The 14859-nt window shown below is 63.5% G+C and carries 17 protein-coding genes; 9 read left to right on the forward strand and 8 right to left on the reverse strand.

Annotation, left to right across the window (positions count from 1 at the left end):
• Positions 1 to 35: 35 nt before the first annotated feature.
• On the forward strand, positions 36 to 272 hold the full coding sequence (locus ACP7DE_RS02405) for a DUF3820 family protein (RefSeq protein ID WP_034749909.1): 237 nt from the start codon (positions 36 to 38) through the stop codon (positions 270 to 272).
• 8 nt (positions 273 to 280) lie between these two features.
• On the opposite strand, the gene ACP7DE_RS02410 is transcribed toward ACP7DE_RS02405, so the two are convergent.
• On the reverse strand, positions 281 to 664 hold the full coding sequence (locus ACP7DE_RS02410; RefSeq protein ID WP_426070575.1) for a glutaredoxin domain-containing protein: 384 nt from the start codon (positions 662 to 664) through the stop codon (positions 281 to 283).
• 127 nt (positions 665 to 791) lie between these two features.
• Between ACP7DE_RS02410 and ACP7DE_RS02415 the strand changes: the two genes are divergently transcribed.
• Positions 792 to 1319 carry a hypothetical protein gene (locus ACP7DE_RS02415; protein ID WP_426070576.1) on the forward strand — a complete coding sequence of 176 codons (528 nt, stop codon included), beginning with the start codon at positions 792 to 794 and terminating at the stop codon, positions 1317 to 1319.
• A gap of 29 nt (positions 1320 to 1348) precedes the next feature.
• On the opposite strand, the gene ACP7DE_RS02420 is transcribed toward ACP7DE_RS02415, so the two are convergent.
• Both ACP7DE_RS02420 and ACP7DE_RS02425 read right to left on the reverse strand, forming a co-directional pair.
• The gene (locus tag ACP7DE_RS02420; protein ID WP_426070577.1) at positions 1349 to 2170 is read right to left on the reverse strand and encodes an APH(3')-I family aminoglycoside O-phosphotransferase; all 822 of its coding nucleotides are present in this window, start codon (positions 2168 to 2170) and stop codon (positions 1349 to 1351) included.
• 16 nt (positions 2171 to 2186) lie between these two features.
• Positions 2187 to 2675 carry an Lrp/AsnC family transcriptional regulator gene (locus tag ACP7DE_RS02425; protein WP_426070578.1) on the reverse strand — a complete coding sequence of 163 codons (489 nt, stop codon included), beginning with the start codon at positions 2673 to 2675 and terminating at the stop codon, positions 2187 to 2189.
• A 76-nt stretch (positions 2676 to 2751) separates the two neighbouring features.
• Here ACP7DE_RS02425 and ACP7DE_RS02430 point away from each other — a divergent pair, with 76 nt between their 5' ends.
• Positions 2752 to 3648, forward strand: coding sequence for an EamA family transporter (locus ACP7DE_RS02430; RefSeq protein ID WP_426070579.1), 897 nt, complete (start codon positions 2752 to 2754; stop codon positions 3646 to 3648).
• Here ACP7DE_RS02430 and ACP7DE_RS02435 read toward each other — a convergent pair.
• Both ACP7DE_RS02435 and ACP7DE_RS02440 read right to left on the reverse strand, forming a co-directional pair.
• A complete protein-coding gene (locus ACP7DE_RS02435; protein WP_426070580.1) occupies positions 3626 to 4927 on the reverse strand; it encodes an ATP-binding protein in 1302 nt (433 codons plus the stop codon). The genes ACP7DE_RS02430 and ACP7DE_RS02435 overlap by 23 nt on opposite strands.
• On the reverse strand, positions 4924 to 5601 hold the full coding sequence (locus tag ACP7DE_RS02440; protein WP_071076386.1) for a response regulator transcription factor: 678 nt from the start codon (positions 5599 to 5601) through the stop codon (positions 4924 to 4926). Before ACP7DE_RS02440 ends, ACP7DE_RS02435 begins: the two co-directional genes overlap by 4 nt.
• 203 nt (positions 5602 to 5804) lie before the next feature.
• Here ACP7DE_RS02440 and ACP7DE_RS02445 point away from each other — a divergent pair, with 203 nt between their 5' ends.
• Genes ACP7DE_RS02445 through ACP7DE_RS02455 form a run of 3 tightly spaced genes read left to right on the forward strand, consistent with a single transcriptional unit; the run spans position 5805 to position 7867 of the window.
• Positions 5805 to 6383 carry a porin family protein gene (locus ACP7DE_RS02445; protein ID WP_426070581.1) on the forward strand — a complete coding sequence of 193 codons (579 nt, stop codon included), beginning with the start codon at positions 5805 to 5807 and terminating at the stop codon, positions 6381 to 6383.
• A gap of 9 nt (positions 6384 to 6392) precedes the next feature.
• On the forward strand, positions 6393 to 7181 hold the full coding sequence (locus ACP7DE_RS02450) for a MipA/OmpV family protein (RefSeq protein WP_426070582.1): 789 nt from the start codon (positions 6393 to 6395) through the stop codon (positions 7179 to 7181).
• 5 nt (positions 7182 to 7186) lie between these two features.
• Positions 7187 to 7867: a hypothetical protein gene (locus ACP7DE_RS02455; protein ID WP_426070583.1), complete on the forward strand. Its 681-nt coding sequence runs from the start codon at positions 7187 to 7189 to the stop codon at positions 7865 to 7867.
• 17 nt (positions 7868 to 7884) lie between these two features.
• Here the strand turns inward: ACP7DE_RS02455 and ACP7DE_RS02460 are convergent, their stop codons facing one another.
• Positions 7885 to 9108: an MFS transporter gene (locus ACP7DE_RS02460; protein WP_426070584.1), complete on the reverse strand. Its 1224-nt coding sequence runs from the start codon at positions 9106 to 9108 to the stop codon at positions 7885 to 7887.
• A 97-nt stretch (positions 9109 to 9205) separates the two neighbouring features.
• Here ACP7DE_RS02460 and ACP7DE_RS02465 point away from each other — a divergent pair, with 97 nt between their 5' ends.
• Positions 9206 to 10120 carry a LysR family transcriptional regulator gene (locus ACP7DE_RS02465; RefSeq protein WP_426070585.1) on the forward strand — a complete coding sequence of 305 codons (915 nt, stop codon included), beginning with the start codon at positions 9206 to 9208 and terminating at the stop codon, positions 10118 to 10120.
• Here the strand turns inward: ACP7DE_RS02465 and ACP7DE_RS02470 are convergent.
• Positions 10117 to 12276, reverse strand: a complete 2160-nt coding sequence (locus ACP7DE_RS02470) for a putative bifunctional diguanylate cyclase/phosphodiesterase (protein ID WP_426070586.1) — start codon at positions 12274 to 12276, stop codon at positions 10117 to 10119. The two genes, ACP7DE_RS02465 and ACP7DE_RS02470, sit on opposite strands and share 4 nt — an antisense overlap.
• 214 nt (positions 12277 to 12490) lie before the next feature.
• Complete coding sequence (locus ACP7DE_RS02475; RefSeq protein ID WP_426070587.1) at positions 12491 to 13417, reverse strand: LysR family transcriptional regulator; 927 nt, start codon at positions 13415 to 13417, stop codon at positions 12491 to 12493.
• A gap of 166 nt (positions 13418 to 13583) precedes the next feature.
• Here ACP7DE_RS02475 and ACP7DE_RS02480 point away from each other — a divergent pair, with 166 nt between their 5' ends.
• Positions 13584 to 14285 carry a pirin family protein gene (locus ACP7DE_RS02480; RefSeq protein WP_426070588.1) on the forward strand — a complete coding sequence of 234 codons (702 nt, stop codon included), beginning with the start codon at positions 13584 to 13586 and terminating at the stop codon, positions 14283 to 14285.
• 175 nt (positions 14286 to 14460) lie between these two features.
• Complete coding sequence (locus ACP7DE_RS02485) at positions 14461 to 14847, forward strand: DoxX family protein (RefSeq protein WP_426070589.1); 387 nt, start codon at positions 14461 to 14463, stop codon at positions 14845 to 14847.
• The last annotated feature ends 12 nt before the right edge of the window (positions 14848 to 14859 follow it).

Consider the following 14859-nt stretch of genomic DNA (forward strand, 5'->3'; position numbering starts at 1 on the left):
TGCTACACTGCTCGGATCAACATGGGGTCACCAACATGAATTCAGAAAAACTGGCGCTGCTGGTCACGCGCGAAATGCCATATGGGAAATATCAGGGACGGTTGCTGGCCGATTTGCCAGGCCACTACCTGGGCTGGTTCGCGCGCGAAGGCTTTCCCTCGGGCGAACTGGGCAGTTTAATCGCGCTGATGTACGAGCTTGACCACAACGACCTAAGAAGCTTGCTCGACCCCTTGCGCACGCGCAAGTCGCCGTGGCGGCCGGGAGAGTAAGGAAGCGTTTAAAACTGGCGCACCTTCTTCGCCAGCATGCCGCTGAACTCGCCATTTTCCACCAGTTTTTGCAACTCGCTGGCGCCGCCGATAAGCACACCATTGACAAAGACCATGGGGAAAGTCGGCCAGCCCGTCCACATTTTCAAGGCATTGCGGCGGTGCCACTGGTTCAAATAGCTACCGTATTGCAAGTACTGATAAGGCGTGCCCAGCACGTCGAGTATCTTGCGCGCCTTGCGGGGAAACGGATTGAGCGCCATGCCGACCACCACCACCTGGTGCGCGGCGATGGCAGCCTGCACCTCGCGCACGATGTCCGTATGCTTGCTGCCGATCAAAGGTCGGGCGGCGGGATGTATTTGGGCTTCGTCTAGGATGGCGCGGGTCATGAAAGTCCTCGGGTGAGTGGCATGCGGGTCACGCATTGTGCCACGCACACAGGCTGGCGTGGGCTACACTGCGCCGTTTCTCTTCTTCGCCTCTTCAAGTATGAAATGTATGCAAGGAATCAATCCCATGTCTGACTGGAGCCGCACCCGCCGCCTGATCGGCGCTCTTCTGCTGGCCGCCAGTTGCGCCAGCGCCTACACCGTTGCCTATCCTGGGCTTGAAATGGGCTTGCTCCATGCGCTGCACCTGAAAAAGGGCACGACGGACAGAGTGGGCACCTCGGGCAAGGCGATCCAGGCCTACATGCGCGAAGGTTTTATCGGCAAGCAGCCCGACCAGCGCTTCGACTACACCGATTACTACCTGCTGAAAAAGCCCGCAAGCTTCATGGGACATGAATTAGTGCTCATCGAGGAAGAATACATCACGCAATACATCGGCTGCTGCGTCAGCTCCGGCGTTGGCGTAACGGTAAAGGTGCGCGGCAACACGCAGAAACTGCAAGCCTTCGCCCGCGCCCAGTGCTGCACCTTGACCGACCCGGTCGATATCCGGCATGCACTGAGCGACGTGGCCATCAAGACCAGGGTGGCCAAGGGGCATTACGCGTCATTGAGCTGCAGGGAACGCGATGCCGAGCGCGAGGAGCAGTAGGCTGCCAGCGCCGTGATGACTGGTGACATTCAGAACAGCTCGTCCAGCAGCAAGTGAAATTGCAGCTTGCCTTGATCGATATCAAGGAGCCCATATTGCTGCGCAAACCTTTGCTGTAGCGAGGCATCCAACTCACCGAGAGCACGCCAGACAATAGCCAGGTCCTGGTAGCGGTCGGCAACGCCGGCACGTCCCACGTCGATGCAGCCGACGACGGCGCCTTCCTGCATCAGGATATTCTCCAGCGAAAAATCGCCATGCGTGACGGCGAGGTCGGGCACCAGAGGCAGGCTATCCTGCAGCGCCGCCCACACCTGCCCTGCCGTCCAGCCTTCCCGCCCGGCATCGAAATCCTCTGCATCAACCAGGCCCGCATCGATGCGCCGGCGCGCCTGGGCCAGCCGAACGGCATGGCCGGCGTTGAACGGGCAAGCGCTCACGGGAAGCGCGTGCAGGCGGCGCAGGAAGGCCGCCAGCGCATCGACCACGGCGGGACCCAGCGCGGGGTTCGCTGCCAGCACCTCGGACGCCGTCGTGCCAGGCAGCGCAGTCATCAGCAGCCATGCCTGGTCCGGGTCAGCCATGCGGGCAAACTGCACCACCGCCGGCACGGGCAGGTACTGCGCCAGCCAGCGCAGCCGCGCCATTTCATCGGCGATATCGGCGGCGGCAACAGCCCTGCCGTGCTTCAGGTACAGGCCAGGCGCACCGTCCCTGCCATGCAGCCGGTAGACGGCAGCGCCCGACTCACCGATGCTGTCGCGCGCCCATTGATAAGCAGCCACGGCGGCGCGCAGGCTGGCGGGCATGGCTGCCGTCATGGCGACTTGCCTGCTTTTGGATATGCTCATCTGGCTGGCCTTTTCTCTATCCCAGCGGCACGTGCAAGCCCATCTTGAGGCAGGTCAATGCCACCGAGGTGCGGTAGCGCCGGATATTGTCGTCGCCGCCGAACAGGCGTTCCGTCAACGCCTCGTATTCGGCCATGCTGCTGGCAGTAATGACCAGCAGATAGTCGGCCTCGCCCGTGATCCCGTAGCACTGCTGGACGGCCGGTTCGGCCATGATGCGTGCGCGCATGCCGGCTGTGCGCAGCGGGTGCTCATCGTGCAAATGTACTTCCACCGTCAAGATCAAAGGGCGGCCCAGGCGGCTCGCGTCGAGCACGGCCACTTCATGACGGATCACCCCGCTTTCGCGCAGGCGGCGGATGCGTCGCTGCACGGCGGGTGCGGACAAATGCACGGCCTGGGCGATTTCGCGCTGCGAGGTGGTGTTATCGCGTTGCAAGATGTCCAGGATCGCCAGGTCGAAGGCATCGAGGGTAAAGGCAGGCGTGAGCGAAAGTTGCGTCATGGGGGTCAAAATGCAGTGCAAATATCAGAGCAGACACAATAAACTTTCATGCTTACGATATCAAGCCATACTCGCCATGCTACAGCACCGCTACTCTTCTTTTATCCCCTTGTTGGCCATCCTGGGCTCCGTCACCTGTCTGGGACTGGGCACGTCGTGGGCCAAGCATAGTCTGTTCCCGCTGGTCGGTGCACAGGGCACGACGGCCGTGCGCGTGGGCTTTTCCGCCCTGTTGCTGTTGCTGTTCTGGCGCCCGTGGCGCTGGCAGCTGAGCCGCACCGACTTACGCACGGTAGCCCTGTATGGCGCCGCGCTGGGCTTGACGAACCTGTGTTTCTATATGGCGCTGCGCACAATTCCCTTCGGCATCGCCGTGGCGATCGAATTTTCCGGCCCGCTGGCCGTGGCGCTGCTGGCCTCGCGCCGTCCGCTCGACTTTGTCTGGGTGGCATTGGCCGTGGCGGGACTGGCGCTGCTGTTGCCGCTCGGTCACGATATCAGCAATCTCGACCCCACTGGCGTGCTGTTCGCCCTGGGCGCCGCCGTCTGCTGGGCCACCTATATTATCTTCGGCAAGCGCGCCAGCCATTTGCATGCAGGTCATTCCGTGTCGCTGGGCCTGGCCATGGCCGCGCTGGTGGTCGTGCCCGTGGGCGTGCTGCACAGCGGCACCGCCCTGCTCTCGCCCGCCGTGCTGGCCGTGGGCTTGGGCGTGGCCTTGATTTCCAGCGCGATACCGATCTCGCTGGAAATGGTGGCCCTGAAACGGCTGACGCCGCAAGCGTTCGGCATCATGAGCAGCATGGAACCGGCCGTGGCCGCCATGCTGGCGTTCATCCTGCTCGATGAACGGCTGGACGCCGCGCAATGGCTGGCCATCGCCATGATCATGGCCGCGTCGATGGGCAGCTCGTACATGGCGCAGCGCCTGAAACGCGGTGCGCCGGCGCTCAGGCCCGAATATAAATCGTAAAGCGCGCGCCACCCAGCGGCGAGTCGTCGATGGCGATGGCGCCACCGTGCAGCGCGACGGCCCTGGCGGCGATGGCCAGCCCCAGGCCATGGCCGGCGGCGGTATGGTCCTGCTCGCGGGCCAGGCGATAGAATGGGGCAAACACCCGTTCGCGCTGGTCGGCGGGAATGCCTGGACCGTCATCCTCGATCACGATGCGCAGCGCATTACCATCGCGCACGGCCGACAGCGCGATGCGCACGACGGCATATTTGGCGGCATTGCCGAGCAGGTTGCCGATGGCGCGCGCCAGCAGGCGGGGATCGCCGCGCAGCTCGCCCAGATCGCCGGCGATGTCGGCGCTCACTTGTCGCGGCAAGATGGCCGCCATGCAGGTGTGCAGCAGGGGCGCCAGGGCGAACGGCTGGCGCGGCAAGGCTTGCGCATGATCAAGCTGCATCAGGTTCAGCAACTCATTGACCAGCGTCTTCAATTCTTCGACATCCACGCCCATGGCATCGATGCGCCGCCGCATGGCAGGGTCTTGCCCCGCATGCCGTTCAACCAGCAGCGCCAGTCCGAATTCCAGCCGCGCGATCGGTGTGCGCAGCTCGTGCGACACCGACAGCAGCAAATGCCGGCGCGCTTCCAGCAGGGAGCCGATGCGCTCGGCCATCTCATTGATGCGTCCGGCCAGCGGCGCGATGCTCGACGCAGGCCTGACCTGCGCTCGCGCCGCCAGGTCGCCCTGTCCAAAATCGTCGGCCATGCGCGACAGCGCCGCCAGGCTGCGCCCGTGTGCGCGCGTCCACCACCCGAGCGGCAGCAGCAGGCATAGCGCGATGACGGCGAAGCGGATCGCCTCCATGCGCAGCGCCTGGCCGACGTCGATGGGCAGGTTTTGCGCGTGGATCACATCGTCCTCGCTGCCGGCATAGCGCGCGCCGGTGCCGTCCACGCGGCGGTAAAAAGCCTTGCCGCCCACGTCCATCACGACGGCGCCTTGCAGCAGCTGCGCGCGCCGGGCGGCCGGCAGCGCCCGCAGCACAGTGGACAAGGGCTGCAGCTCCAGCGTGACGTCCGACACTTCGCGCACCTTGTTCAGGCGCGGCAACCATTCGTCGGCGGGCGCCTGGTCGATGTACTGCTCCAGCAGGAATATCTGGCCGGCGGCCTGGTCGCGCGCGATATGCTCAAGCGGATCGCCGAACAGGCGGCTGAAGGTGAAGTAAATGACGCAGCTGGCCAGCGCGATGGCCATCAGCATCAGCAGCGCGAAACGCCAGAAAAGACGGTTCATTCCCAGGCGGAGGGCGTGAGCAGATAGCCTTCGCCCCACACCGTCTTGATGCGCTCGGCGCCGCCGTCGTCGAACTTGCGGCGCAGGCGCGAGATGCAGTTGTCGATACTTCGGTCGAGGCCATCGAACTCGATGCCGCGCATCTTGACGAGGATATCGTTGCGCGACATGACCTTGCCCGAAGCGTCGGCCAGGATCGCAAACAGCTTGAATTCGGCGCTGTTCATGGCGATTTCCTGTCCGCGCCAGTGCACGGCGCGGTTCGCGCGCGAGATGCGCAACTGGCCGATGACGATGTCGCTGCCGGCCGCCGCGCTGCCGCGCCGCTGCAGCGCGCGCAGGCGGGCCAGCAACACGCGTGGCTGGACCGGCTTGTTCACGTAATCGTCGGCGCCCTGCTCCAGGCCCGAGACTTCGTCGAAGGTGTCTTCGCGCGCGGTGAGTATCAGGATGGGCACGGCGCTGAGCTGGCGCAGCTGGCGGCACACCACCAGGCCGTCGACGCCGGGCAGTGTCAGGTCGAGTATGACCAGGTCAGGCTGAAGGTCGCGGAAGCGCGCCAGGGCCTGGTCGCCCCGCGTCACCACGTCGACCACATAGTCGTATTCATCCAGGTATTCCTTGACCAGCGCGGCGAGCCGCGCATCGTCTTCCACCAGCATTACACGTTGCATCGCCCCTCCGCGCCGCCATTTTTGTGGCGTATTGTAGTGGAGCGCAGCGCAAAAGTGGCATATTCGACAATCACATACACATCTGTACACTTTTCATACAAATGTGCCCTACAAATTGAGGACAATTCAAGGACAAACTAGGGCGGATTCCGGAACGACGTTTGCCTAACATTCGTAGCTCCTACTTCAACCGGAATCCGAACATGAAAAAAATTGTATGTAGCACCCTGCTCGCCATCGCCGCCACTTCGATGGTCCATGCCGAAGGCCTGTATGTGGGTGCCAACGTCAGCCCGGCTACCGACGGCAAGATCCTGCGTGCCGATGGCGACACGAAGAGCCAGCGCGATGCCAGAGGCAAGGCGGTACCCTTCGGCGTCTTCGCCGGCTACGAGCTGACGCCGGCCTGGGCCCTGGAAGGCGGCTACCGCGCCAGCGGCGGCGCGACCAGCTTCGACCTCGATCCCGGCTACCAGTTCAAGGTGCGTTCCAGCGCCGCCTACCTGGCGGCGCGCGGCACATGGCACCTGGACGACGACTGGTCGCTGTTCGGCAAGGCTGGCGTGGCGCGCAGCCGCGTTGAATTCACCATCGACGGCAAGAATGCGCCGCAGGGCGAATCGGCAAGCAAGACCGGCCTGTACGCAAGCGTGGGAGTGGCCTACCAGATCAACAAGGACGTGGCGCTGCAGCTCGAATGGGAGCACGCCCCGAAAGTCAAATACGAAGGATTCGATAGCAGGATGAACCGCCTGGCGCTCGGTGTCCGCTTCGGCTTTTAAAAGGAATACATGAACAAGTTCGCTCCCCGTTTTTTTTCCCGTTTTTCTCCCCTGCTGTTGCTGCTGGCCGCCTGTGCTCCGGCACTGGCCGACGACGCCAGCGCGCTGATGATGCCCGACGGGAGCAGGGATATGTACGTGGGAGCGGCTGTCACGGGCAGCTCCGCGACGGACAATGGCGCACCGCGCGCCGCCGTCCTGCGGCCGCTGCTGCAAGTCCAGTGGAGCAACGGCGTGTTCGTCTCTGCCAGCGGCGTGGCGGGCATGCACCTGTCGGCAACGCCGGGCGTGGAGTACGGCCCGCTGCTCACCTCCAGCAACGCGCGCGGTCCGGAAGATAGCTGGCGCCTGCGCGGCACGCGGCGCATCAAGGGCTCGCTCGACGTGGGCGGTTTCTATGGCTATTACCTGGGCGGCGCGGCGCGCGTCACGTCGAACCTGCTGTACGACACGAGCGCACGCGGCTGGCGCGGCCAGGTCGGCCTGCAAAAGACCTTGCCCTCGCTGGCGGCTCATCACACGGTGATCTTATCGACCGGCGTGTCGCTGGCCAGCGGCGCCGTGATGGACGAGCAGTACGCCGTCAGCTTCGCCACCGGCGGCGCGCGCGACTACCGCCCGGCCGGCGGCGTCACCTCCATCCATGCTGGCATCAACTGGAACTGGGCCCTGAGCAGCAAGTGGCTGCTCAACAGCACCGTGACGGGCACGCGGCTGGGCAGCGGGCCGGCCCACAGCCCCTTCATCGAACGGCACAACGTCATCACCTGGTCCAGCGGACTCGGTTACCGGTTTTAAGCACCATGCTCAAACCCCTGCTTCTCGGCCTGGCACTACTGCCCGCGTTCGCCTGCGCACAGGAAGGAACCGACTGGACCGCGTATCGCGACGCCTACCGCCACATGATCTGGTTCGAGAAGTACGGCAAGCACAAGCAATTCCTGCAAAACCATCTGCGCCTGCGTCCGCGCGACGCCAGCGTGTCCATGGGCGACTTGCGCCTGACCTTGCACGGCAAGAGCGCGCAACTGGCGCTGCCGCTCGATGCGCTGGGCCTGGCCGTTTTCCCGTTCTCCAAGGCCGCGTATGACGACAATGCGGAGCTGACCTGGAACCGCAAGCCGGGGCAGATCACCACAAGCGCCTGGGTCTCCATCGTTACGCGGCCCGATGGCGTGTATGCGGCGGCCGACTTGCGCGCCGCCTGCGAACAGCTGCTCGCCTACCTGCGCTCCACGGGCGGGGCGAGCGGCAAGCGCTGCGCCGGCGTGCAGTTTTCGTATCCGAGGACGGAGGCGGCGCAAGTGCGCTACCAGGGCAGCGATGGTGCGGCGATTCCGCTGGCGGCGCAGGAAGGCCCCGCATTCCCCGGCGACGCCGTGGCCGGTTTCCGCATCTTCGTCTACCGTTTCCATGCGCATCAGGATGCGGGACAGGTCCTCACCAGCGGCACGCCGCTGGCGATTGCCGCGCTCCTGGAGTAAGGTGGGCGGGGCCGCGCTCAGTGCGCGACCACCCCCGCCACGTGGACAGCCAGATTGCGGCGCGCCAGCCACGCCAGCGGCAGCAAGGCGAGTAATGCGGCGGCCACGCCCGCCCACGGCGACGATGCCATCAATTGGTGCGAGACCATCAGCGCTCCCAGCATCGAGCCGAAGGAAATGCCCAGGTTAAACGCGGAGATATTCAGGCCCGAGGCGAAATCGACGGCTTGCGGCGTATAGCGCTCGGCCGTGGCCAGCATGCCGGCCTGCAGGGCGGGCGACAGGCCGAAGGCGAACACGCCCCAGACGAACAGCATCACCGTCATCATCCAGGGCGAGCTGATACTGAGGGCCACGCCAGCTTGCGTGACGGCCAGCAAGAGCAGCATCAGGCGCAAGGCCTTTTGCCAGCCCAGGTGGCTCGTCAGGTAGCCACCCGCCAGATTGCCGGCAAAAGTGGCGGCGCCAAACACGATCAGCAAGGCGCTAGCCATGCTGGCGGAAAAGCCCGTCACATCCGTCAGGATGGGCGTGATGAAGGTGAAGGCGGCAAAGCTGCTGCCGAAGCCGAACGTCGTCACGGCCATCATCGTCAAAATGGGACCGCTACCGAGGGCCGCCAGCTGCGTCATGGCCTGGCCGCCCTTGCCCTGCGGCAAACCGGCCGGCAACCAGCGCGCCATGGCGCCCAATCCCACGGCAGCCAGCACGACGACAGCAAAGAAGGGCAAGCGCCAGCCCATCAAATTGCCGAGGAAGCTGCCGAAGGGCACGCCGATCACCATGGCCAGGGTCAGGCCCGCAAACATTACGGAAATCGCCCTGCCCGCCTGCGCCTTGGCGACCAGGCTGGCCGCCACGGTGGCGCCGATGGCAAAGAAGGTGCCGTGCGCCACGGCCGTGATGACCCGCCCCGCCAGCAACCATTCAAACGTGTGCGAAAAGGCGGCCAGCAAGTTGCCGACCAGGAACATGCTCATCAGCCCCAGCAAGGCTGCCTTGCGCGGCAGGCGCGACATCAGCAGCACCAGCAGCGGCGTGCCGATGGCCAGCGCCAGCGCATATAGGCTGACCAGCGAGCCGGCCGATTCGATGGAAATATGCAAATCCTTCGCAATGCTCGGCAAGATGCCGACGACGATGAATTCGGTGACGCCGATGGCAAAGGCGCCGACGGCCAGCGCCAGCACGCCGGGCGGCATCTTGCTGGCTTGAGGGGAAACAAGGCTTGCGGTAGTCATGGATTTCTCCGGCAGAGGTCAAGCCAGCCAGTGTATCGATGGAACTACTTTTGATATAGACTCCAATAATGGAAACACCTGTGAAATGGATTCAATAATGGCCAGGCAAGACATCAACCGTGCATTCGAGATGGCCGTCTTCGCGGCCGTGGTGGAAACGGGCGCCTTTTCCGCCGCCGCGCGCCGCCTGGCCCTGACGCCATCGGCAGTCAGCAAACTGGTCAGCCGGCTGGAGGCGCGTCTCGGCGCGCGCCTGCTCCAGCGCAGCACGCGCCAGCTGCACACCACGCCCGAAGGCGACGCCTTTTTCGTGCAATGCAAGCGCATCCTCGACGATATCGATGGCGCCGAGCGCGAAGCGGCGCAGGGCGCGGCGCCGCGCGGGCGCTTGCGCATCAACTGTTTCGTGCCGTTCGGCGTGCATCATCTGCTACCCATCCTGCCCGAGTTTGCGCAGCGCTATCCCGACATCGTGCTTGACGTCGTCGTCAGCGACGCCATCGTCGACTTGCTGGAAGACCGCACCGACATCGCCATCCGCACGGGCAAGCTGAAGGAATCGAACCTGGTGGCGCGCAAGCTGGGCGAAGATGCGATGGTCGTCGTCGCCTCGCCCGCCTACGTGGCGCTGCACGGCCTGCCGCGCACACCGCAGGAGCTATCGCAGCACAATTTGCTGGCGTTCAACTTCCGCTGCCAGAACGACACCTGGCCCTTCCTCGATGGGGAGGGAAATACCTTGCAGGTGGCGCCGCAAGGCAATACTTGCGTCAGCGATGGCGAAAGCATGCGCCAGCTGGTGCTGGCGGGCATGGGACTGGGACGCTTGTCGCGCCAGCATGTGCGGCGCGATATCGAGCAAGGTCATTTAATACCCTTGCTGCAGGACTACAATCCGGGCGACAAGGAACTCGTGCACGCCGTCTTCGTGGGACCGGGCTTGCAAGTGCCGGCTCGCGTGCGCGTGATGCTCGACTATCTGCTGGAAAAAGTGAAGCTGGACATCGCTTAAGCCGCCACCGCATCCAGGCGCAGCTGCCGGCCCTCGCCCAGCATCACTTCGAATTCCGCCGCTGGCACGGCCGGGCTGAACAGATAGCCTTGCAGCTGGTCGCAGCCCAGTTCGCGCAAAAAGCGCATCTGCTCGGCCGTTTCCACCCCTTCGGCGACGATTTCCTGGCGCAACTGCTGCGCCATGGTGACGATGGCGCGGGCGATGGCGCAATCGTTTTCCTCGAACGGCAAGCCGATGACAAACGAGCGGTCGATTTTTAATGTGCTGATGGGAAATTTCTTCAGGTAAGCCAAGCTGGAATAGCCGGTGCCGAAATCGTCCAGCGCCAGTGCCAGGCCCATGGCCACCAGCTGGTTCATGATATCGATGACCTTGTCGGCACCCCGCATCAACAGGCTTTCCGTGATTTCCAGCATGATCTGGTCGGGCCGCACCTGGTAGCGTTCCAACACGGCCGCTATGCGCGCCGGCAACTGTTCATCGAACTGGCGCGCCGACAAATTGACGGCGATGGCCGGCATGTGCAAGCCACGGTCTTCCCAGCTGCGGATCTGGCGGCAAGCCTCGTCCAGAACCCAGGTGCCGAGTTCCAGAATCAAACTGGTTTCCTCGGCAACGGGAATGAAGAGGCCGGGCGAGACCATGCCGCGCATCGGATGCTTCCAGCGCAGCAGGGCTTCCGCGCCCACGATGCGCCCGCTGGCCAGGCTCACTTTGGGCTGGTAATGCAATTCCAATTCCTTGTCGCCCAGCGCCAATCGCATTTCGCTTTCCAGGCGCAAATGTTCTTTGGCCCTGCGGTTCATGTCTTCGCGGTAAAACAGGAAAGTCGATTCGATGGTCTGTCCCGCCTTGGCCACGGCCACGTCGGCAAAACGGAACAGGGCTGGCGCTTCCAGACCATCTTCCGGATACACGGTGATGCCGATGCTGGCGCCCACGTGCAGGGCGTGGGTATCGATATTGATCGGTGCTTCGAGCAGGTTGAGCAGTTTTTGCGCCACATTCGCCGCGTGTTCGCGCTTCTCGATGTGCAACAGCGCGACGACGAATTTGCTATTGTCGACCCTGGCCAAAATGTCCGCGTCGCGCAGGGCGCCACGGAACAACTGGCCGATGGCGATGACCAACTGGTCGCCCACTTCATGGCCCAAGGTGTCGCTGATGGAACCGATGCGGCTGATGTCAATGACCATCAGCGCGCCATGCGTGCCCTGGCGTTTCGCTTCGGCCAGGCCCTGGTTCACCAGCTGGTTCAGCAGGCAGCGGTTGGGCAAGCCCGTCAGGCTGTCGTAGTTGGCCATGCGCTGCATGCGCGCTTCGGCATCCTTGTGCACTGAGATATCGGAAAACAGGGAAAACACATGGCTGATTTCGCCAAATTCGTCGCGCACGACGCTGATGGTGACGTCTTGCGGGAACAGTTCGCCATTCTTGCGCTTGCCGATGATTTCGCCGCGCCAGGAGCCGTGCCCACGCATGGCGGCGCGCACCTTGGCGCGAAAATCGGGGTCGTGCATGCCCGAGCGCAGCAAGTCCGGCGTGCGGCCGATGGCTTCGGCCGGCGAATAGCCGGTGATGCGGGAAAACGAGCTGTTGATGGAGACGATGCGCTCTTCCGCATCCGTGATCAGCACGGCTTGCTCGCTGTCTTCGATGATGCGCGCGTGCAACCTCACCTTGTCCACGTCGGACAGCGGTTCGCTCATGGCCGACAGGCGCACGGCCATGCCGCACGCCTTGCCAGCCTGGTCGTGGATCACGTGACGGTGCATGCGCAGCCACGTCACCATGCCCGACTTCTTGCGCCGGCGCACATCGGTGGCCACGTCGCCCTGCTTGAAATGCAATTCCAGCACGCTCGCTTCCGCATCGTCTTCCGGATACAAAAACAGGATGTGCTGGCCCAGCGCTTCCAGTTCGGAATAGCCGAACATCTGTTCGGCGCCATGGTTCCAGCCGATCAGGAAGCCATCGGGATCGATTTCCAGCAAGGCGTCGGCCGGCGCCACGCGCACCACGGGCCGGCTGGCGCCGCGCAGCCGCTCCAGCTCTTCCTGCAGCCGCGCCAGGGTGGCGGCTTGCTGCGGCCCCGCCTGTTCACGGGCATCCTGGGCCAGGCGCAGGCACAGCGCAACCTTCGCCTCAAGCATGGCAACCCCACTCTTGGGCCAGGTCAGAGGAAGGTATCAGGGGCGCTGCAGTGTGTGTAATCATCAAAATCCCACTATGGGGCATGGAGGTCGGGGCAGAAAGACGGTCGAAATACTGTGAATATGGTAACTTAAAAATGTTGGCGTATGTCAACATTTTAAGATCTACGCAGAATGGCACGGCACTGCGTCCCAGGCTTGCAGCCGCTTAATGTCAGACAGCACGGCCCGGCAGATGCTGCGCCAGGCGCGCAAACATATCCGGTTCGCGCATGCGCGCCATCCACCAGCGCAGTGCGGCGCCATCCTCGCCCACGCGCCACGCCAGGTAAAACGTTTCCGACGGTTTTGGCTCTTCCACGGCCTTTTCCACCAGCAGGCCGCGCGCAATGGCGGCGCGCGCACACGGCCCCGGCAGGAAGCCAAAGCCCAGCCCCAGCACTTGATAATCGAACTTGACCTGCATGTTCGGTACGCTCAAGGCATCTTGTCCCAGCAGTAAACCCACGGTGCGCGGCGCCATCTGGCGCGCCGAATCGGCCACCACCACGGCCCGATATTGCTGCAAATGGCCGCGCGACAAGGGTTCCGCCACTTGCGCCAGCGGGTGCGAGGGCGCCACGGCAAACACGAAGTCGAGCATGCCGATAGGCTGCGCGATATAGCCGCCGCCCGCCGGCCCGTCGCCGGGCGCGCCCACCAGCAAGTCGACGCGCCGGTCCAGCAGCGCTTCCCAGGTGCCCGACAGGGTGTCTTGCGACAGGCGCAAGCGCGTCTGCTGCGCCACTTGGTAGAAAGCGCGCACGTCGTCGGCCAGGGCCACGGCGGAAAACATGGAATCGATACCGATGGACAATTCCGTTTCCCAGCCGGAAGCCACCCGACGCACGCGGTGCTCGAGGTCCTGCGCCGCCTTCAGCAGATAGCGGCCCTCTTTGAGCAATTCCTGGCCGGCCGCCGTCAGCATGACTTTCGGACCATTGCGCTGGAACACTTGCACGCCCAGATCATCTTCCAGCTTGGCCACTGTATAGGAAATGGTGGACGGCACTTTATGCAACTCCTTGCCCGCCGACGAGAATGATCCGCGGCGGTCGATGGCGTCGACGATTTGCAAGGCTTCCAGGCTGAGTCTTAACATTCGATTTTTTCGATCATAGGTCGCGAGATTTTCCGTTTTTCTTTCCGGGCTGGCCAGCCTATACTTTCTCCATCGTACAGCGCAGGGCAGCACAAACGCCACGGCAACTGCCAGGCAGCGGTCCTTCGAAATTATCGCACATTCACTGACAGAAACGGAGTCCACCATGTTACAGATTCGTCACAGCGAAGAACGCGGCGCCGCCAACCACGGCTGGCTCAATTCCCACCACAGCTTTTCCTTCGGCAGCTACCACGACCCGCTGCACATGGGCTTTGGCCCCTTGCTGGTGATCAATGAAGACCGCGTCACGCCAGGCCAGGGTTTCGGCACGCACGGCCACCGCGACATGGAAATCATTTCGTACGTGCTTGACGGCGCGCTCGAACACAAGGACAGCATGGGCACCGGTTCCGTCCTGCATTACGGCGATGTGCAGCGCATGAGCGCCGGCAGCGGCGTGCGCCACAGCGAGTTCAACCATTCTGCCACGGATGGCTTGCACTTTCTGCAAATCTGGATCCAGCCGAACGTGACGGGCATTGCCCCAAGCTATGAAGAGAAACATTTCGCGCCGGACAGCAAACGGGGCAAGCTGCGCCTGATCGCCTCCAGCGACGGCCGCCAGGGTTCCGTGCTGATCCACCAGGATGCGGCCATCTACGCCAGCATCCTGCAGGAAGGCGAGCAACTGGAACATGCGCTGGACGAAGGCCGCCTCGCCTACGTCCACCTGATCCGCGGCAGCTTGGTGGTCAACGGCACGCCCTTGAAAGCGGGCGATGCGCTGAAACTGACGCAGGAAGCGGGCGTGACGTTGACGCAAGCAGAAGACGCTGAAGTACTCGTCTTCGACTTGCCTAAATGATGGTACCTGGCCAAACCTACTGCGCGTCGCGCTTTCCGGCCTGCGATGCTCACCGGCTCGGCGCCCCCGTACTAAAGTACGGTTGCGCTTCTTAGCCACAAATCACTGCCGCTCGCTACGGTTTTGCCAGGCACCGCAAGTCAACCTTAAATCTTGATAAAACAATTGGATTAACATGAAAAATAACACTGATCTGCTGCTCCCCCTCGGCCGTGCCGCCCTTGGCGTGCTGTTCTTTGTCTCGGGCTTGCTGAAAATCGGCGGCTTTGCGGGCGTGGCCGGCTACATGGCCAGCCAGGGCTTGCCGCTGGCGAACATCCTGCTGGTCGGTGTGATCGCCCTGGAAGTGGGCGGCGGCCTGCTGCTGATTACTGGCTGGCAGGCGCGCTGGGCGGCGCTGGCCCTGGCGCTGTTTTTGATCCCGACCACGCTCATCTTCCACGCCTTCTGGAGCGCCGATGCGGCCCACTTCCAGGATCAGCTGACGAACTTCCTGAAGAACCTGTCCATCTTCGGCGGCATGCTGTTGCTGGTGGAGCGCGGTTTTAGCAAGGTCAAATAAGGCCGCGAGCTG

The sequence above is a fragment of the Janthinobacterium sp. DSP2-3-3 genome (assembly GCF_049897325.1).
GTDB lineage: Bacteria > Pseudomonadota > Gammaproteobacteria > Burkholderiales > Burkholderiaceae_D > Janthinobacterium.

What these genes read in the sequence shown, in the direction of transcription:
- ACP7DE_RS02405 (WP_034749909.1), top strand. Translation starts at nt 36, where the DNA reads ATGAATTCAGAAAAACTGGCGCTGCTGGTCACGCGCGAAATGCCATAT.
- ACP7DE_RS02410 (WP_426070575.1), bottom strand. Translation starts at nt 664, where the DNA reads ATGACCCGCGCCATCCTAGACGAAGCCCAAATACATCCCGCCGCCCGA.
- ACP7DE_RS02415 (WP_426070576.1), top strand. Translation starts at nt 792, where the DNA reads ATGTCTGACTGGAGCCGCACCCGCCGCCTGATCGGCGCTCTTCTGCTG.
- ACP7DE_RS02420 (WP_426070577.1), bottom strand. Translation starts at nt 2,170, where the DNA reads ATGAGCATATCCAAAAGCAGGCAAGTCGCCATGACGGCAGCCATGCCC.
- ACP7DE_RS02425 (WP_426070578.1), bottom strand. Translation starts at nt 2,675, where the DNA reads ATGACGCAACTTTCGCTCACGCCTGCCTTTACCCTCGATGCCTTCGAC.
- ACP7DE_RS02430 (WP_426070579.1), top strand. Translation starts at nt 2,752, where the DNA reads ATGCTACAGCACCGCTACTCTTCTTTTATCCCCTTGTTGGCCATCCTG.
- ACP7DE_RS02435 (WP_426070580.1), bottom strand. Translation starts at nt 4,927, where the DNA reads ATGAACCGTCTTTTCTGGCGTTTCGCGCTGCTGATGCTGATGGCCATC.
- ACP7DE_RS02440 (WP_071076386.1), bottom strand. Translation starts at nt 5,601, where the DNA reads ATGCAACGTGTAATGCTGGTGGAAGACGATGCGCGGCTCGCCGCGCTG.
- ACP7DE_RS02445 (WP_426070581.1), top strand. Translation starts at nt 5,805, where the DNA reads ATGAAAAAAATTGTATGTAGCACCCTGCTCGCCATCGCCGCCACTTCG.
- ACP7DE_RS02450 (WP_426070582.1), top strand. Translation starts at nt 6,393, where the DNA reads ATGAACAAGTTCGCTCCCCGTTTTTTTTCCCGTTTTTCTCCCCTGCTG.
- ACP7DE_RS02455 (WP_426070583.1), top strand. Translation starts at nt 7,187, where the DNA reads ATGCTCAAACCCCTGCTTCTCGGCCTGGCACTACTGCCCGCGTTCGCC.
- ACP7DE_RS02460 (WP_426070584.1), bottom strand. Translation starts at nt 9,108, where the DNA reads ATGACTACCGCAAGCCTTGTTTCCCCTCAAGCCAGCAAGATGCCGCCC.
- ACP7DE_RS02465 (WP_426070585.1), top strand. Translation starts at nt 9,206, where the DNA reads ATGGCCAGGCAAGACATCAACCGTGCATTCGAGATGGCCGTCTTCGCG.
- ACP7DE_RS02470 (WP_426070586.1), bottom strand. Translation starts at nt 12,276, where the DNA reads ATGCTTGAGGCGAAGGTTGCGCTGTGCCTGCGCCTGGCCCAGGATGCC.
- ACP7DE_RS02475 (WP_426070587.1), bottom strand. Translation starts at nt 13,417, where the DNA reads ATGTTAAGACTCAGCCTGGAAGCCTTGCAAATCGTCGACGCCATCGAC.
- ACP7DE_RS02480 (WP_426070588.1), top strand. Translation starts at nt 13,584, where the DNA reads ATGTTACAGATTCGTCACAGCGAAGAACGCGGCGCCGCCAACCACGGC.
- ACP7DE_RS02485 (WP_426070589.1), top strand. Translation starts at nt 14,461, where the DNA reads ATGAAAAATAACACTGATCTGCTGCTCCCCCTCGGCCGTGCCGCCCTT.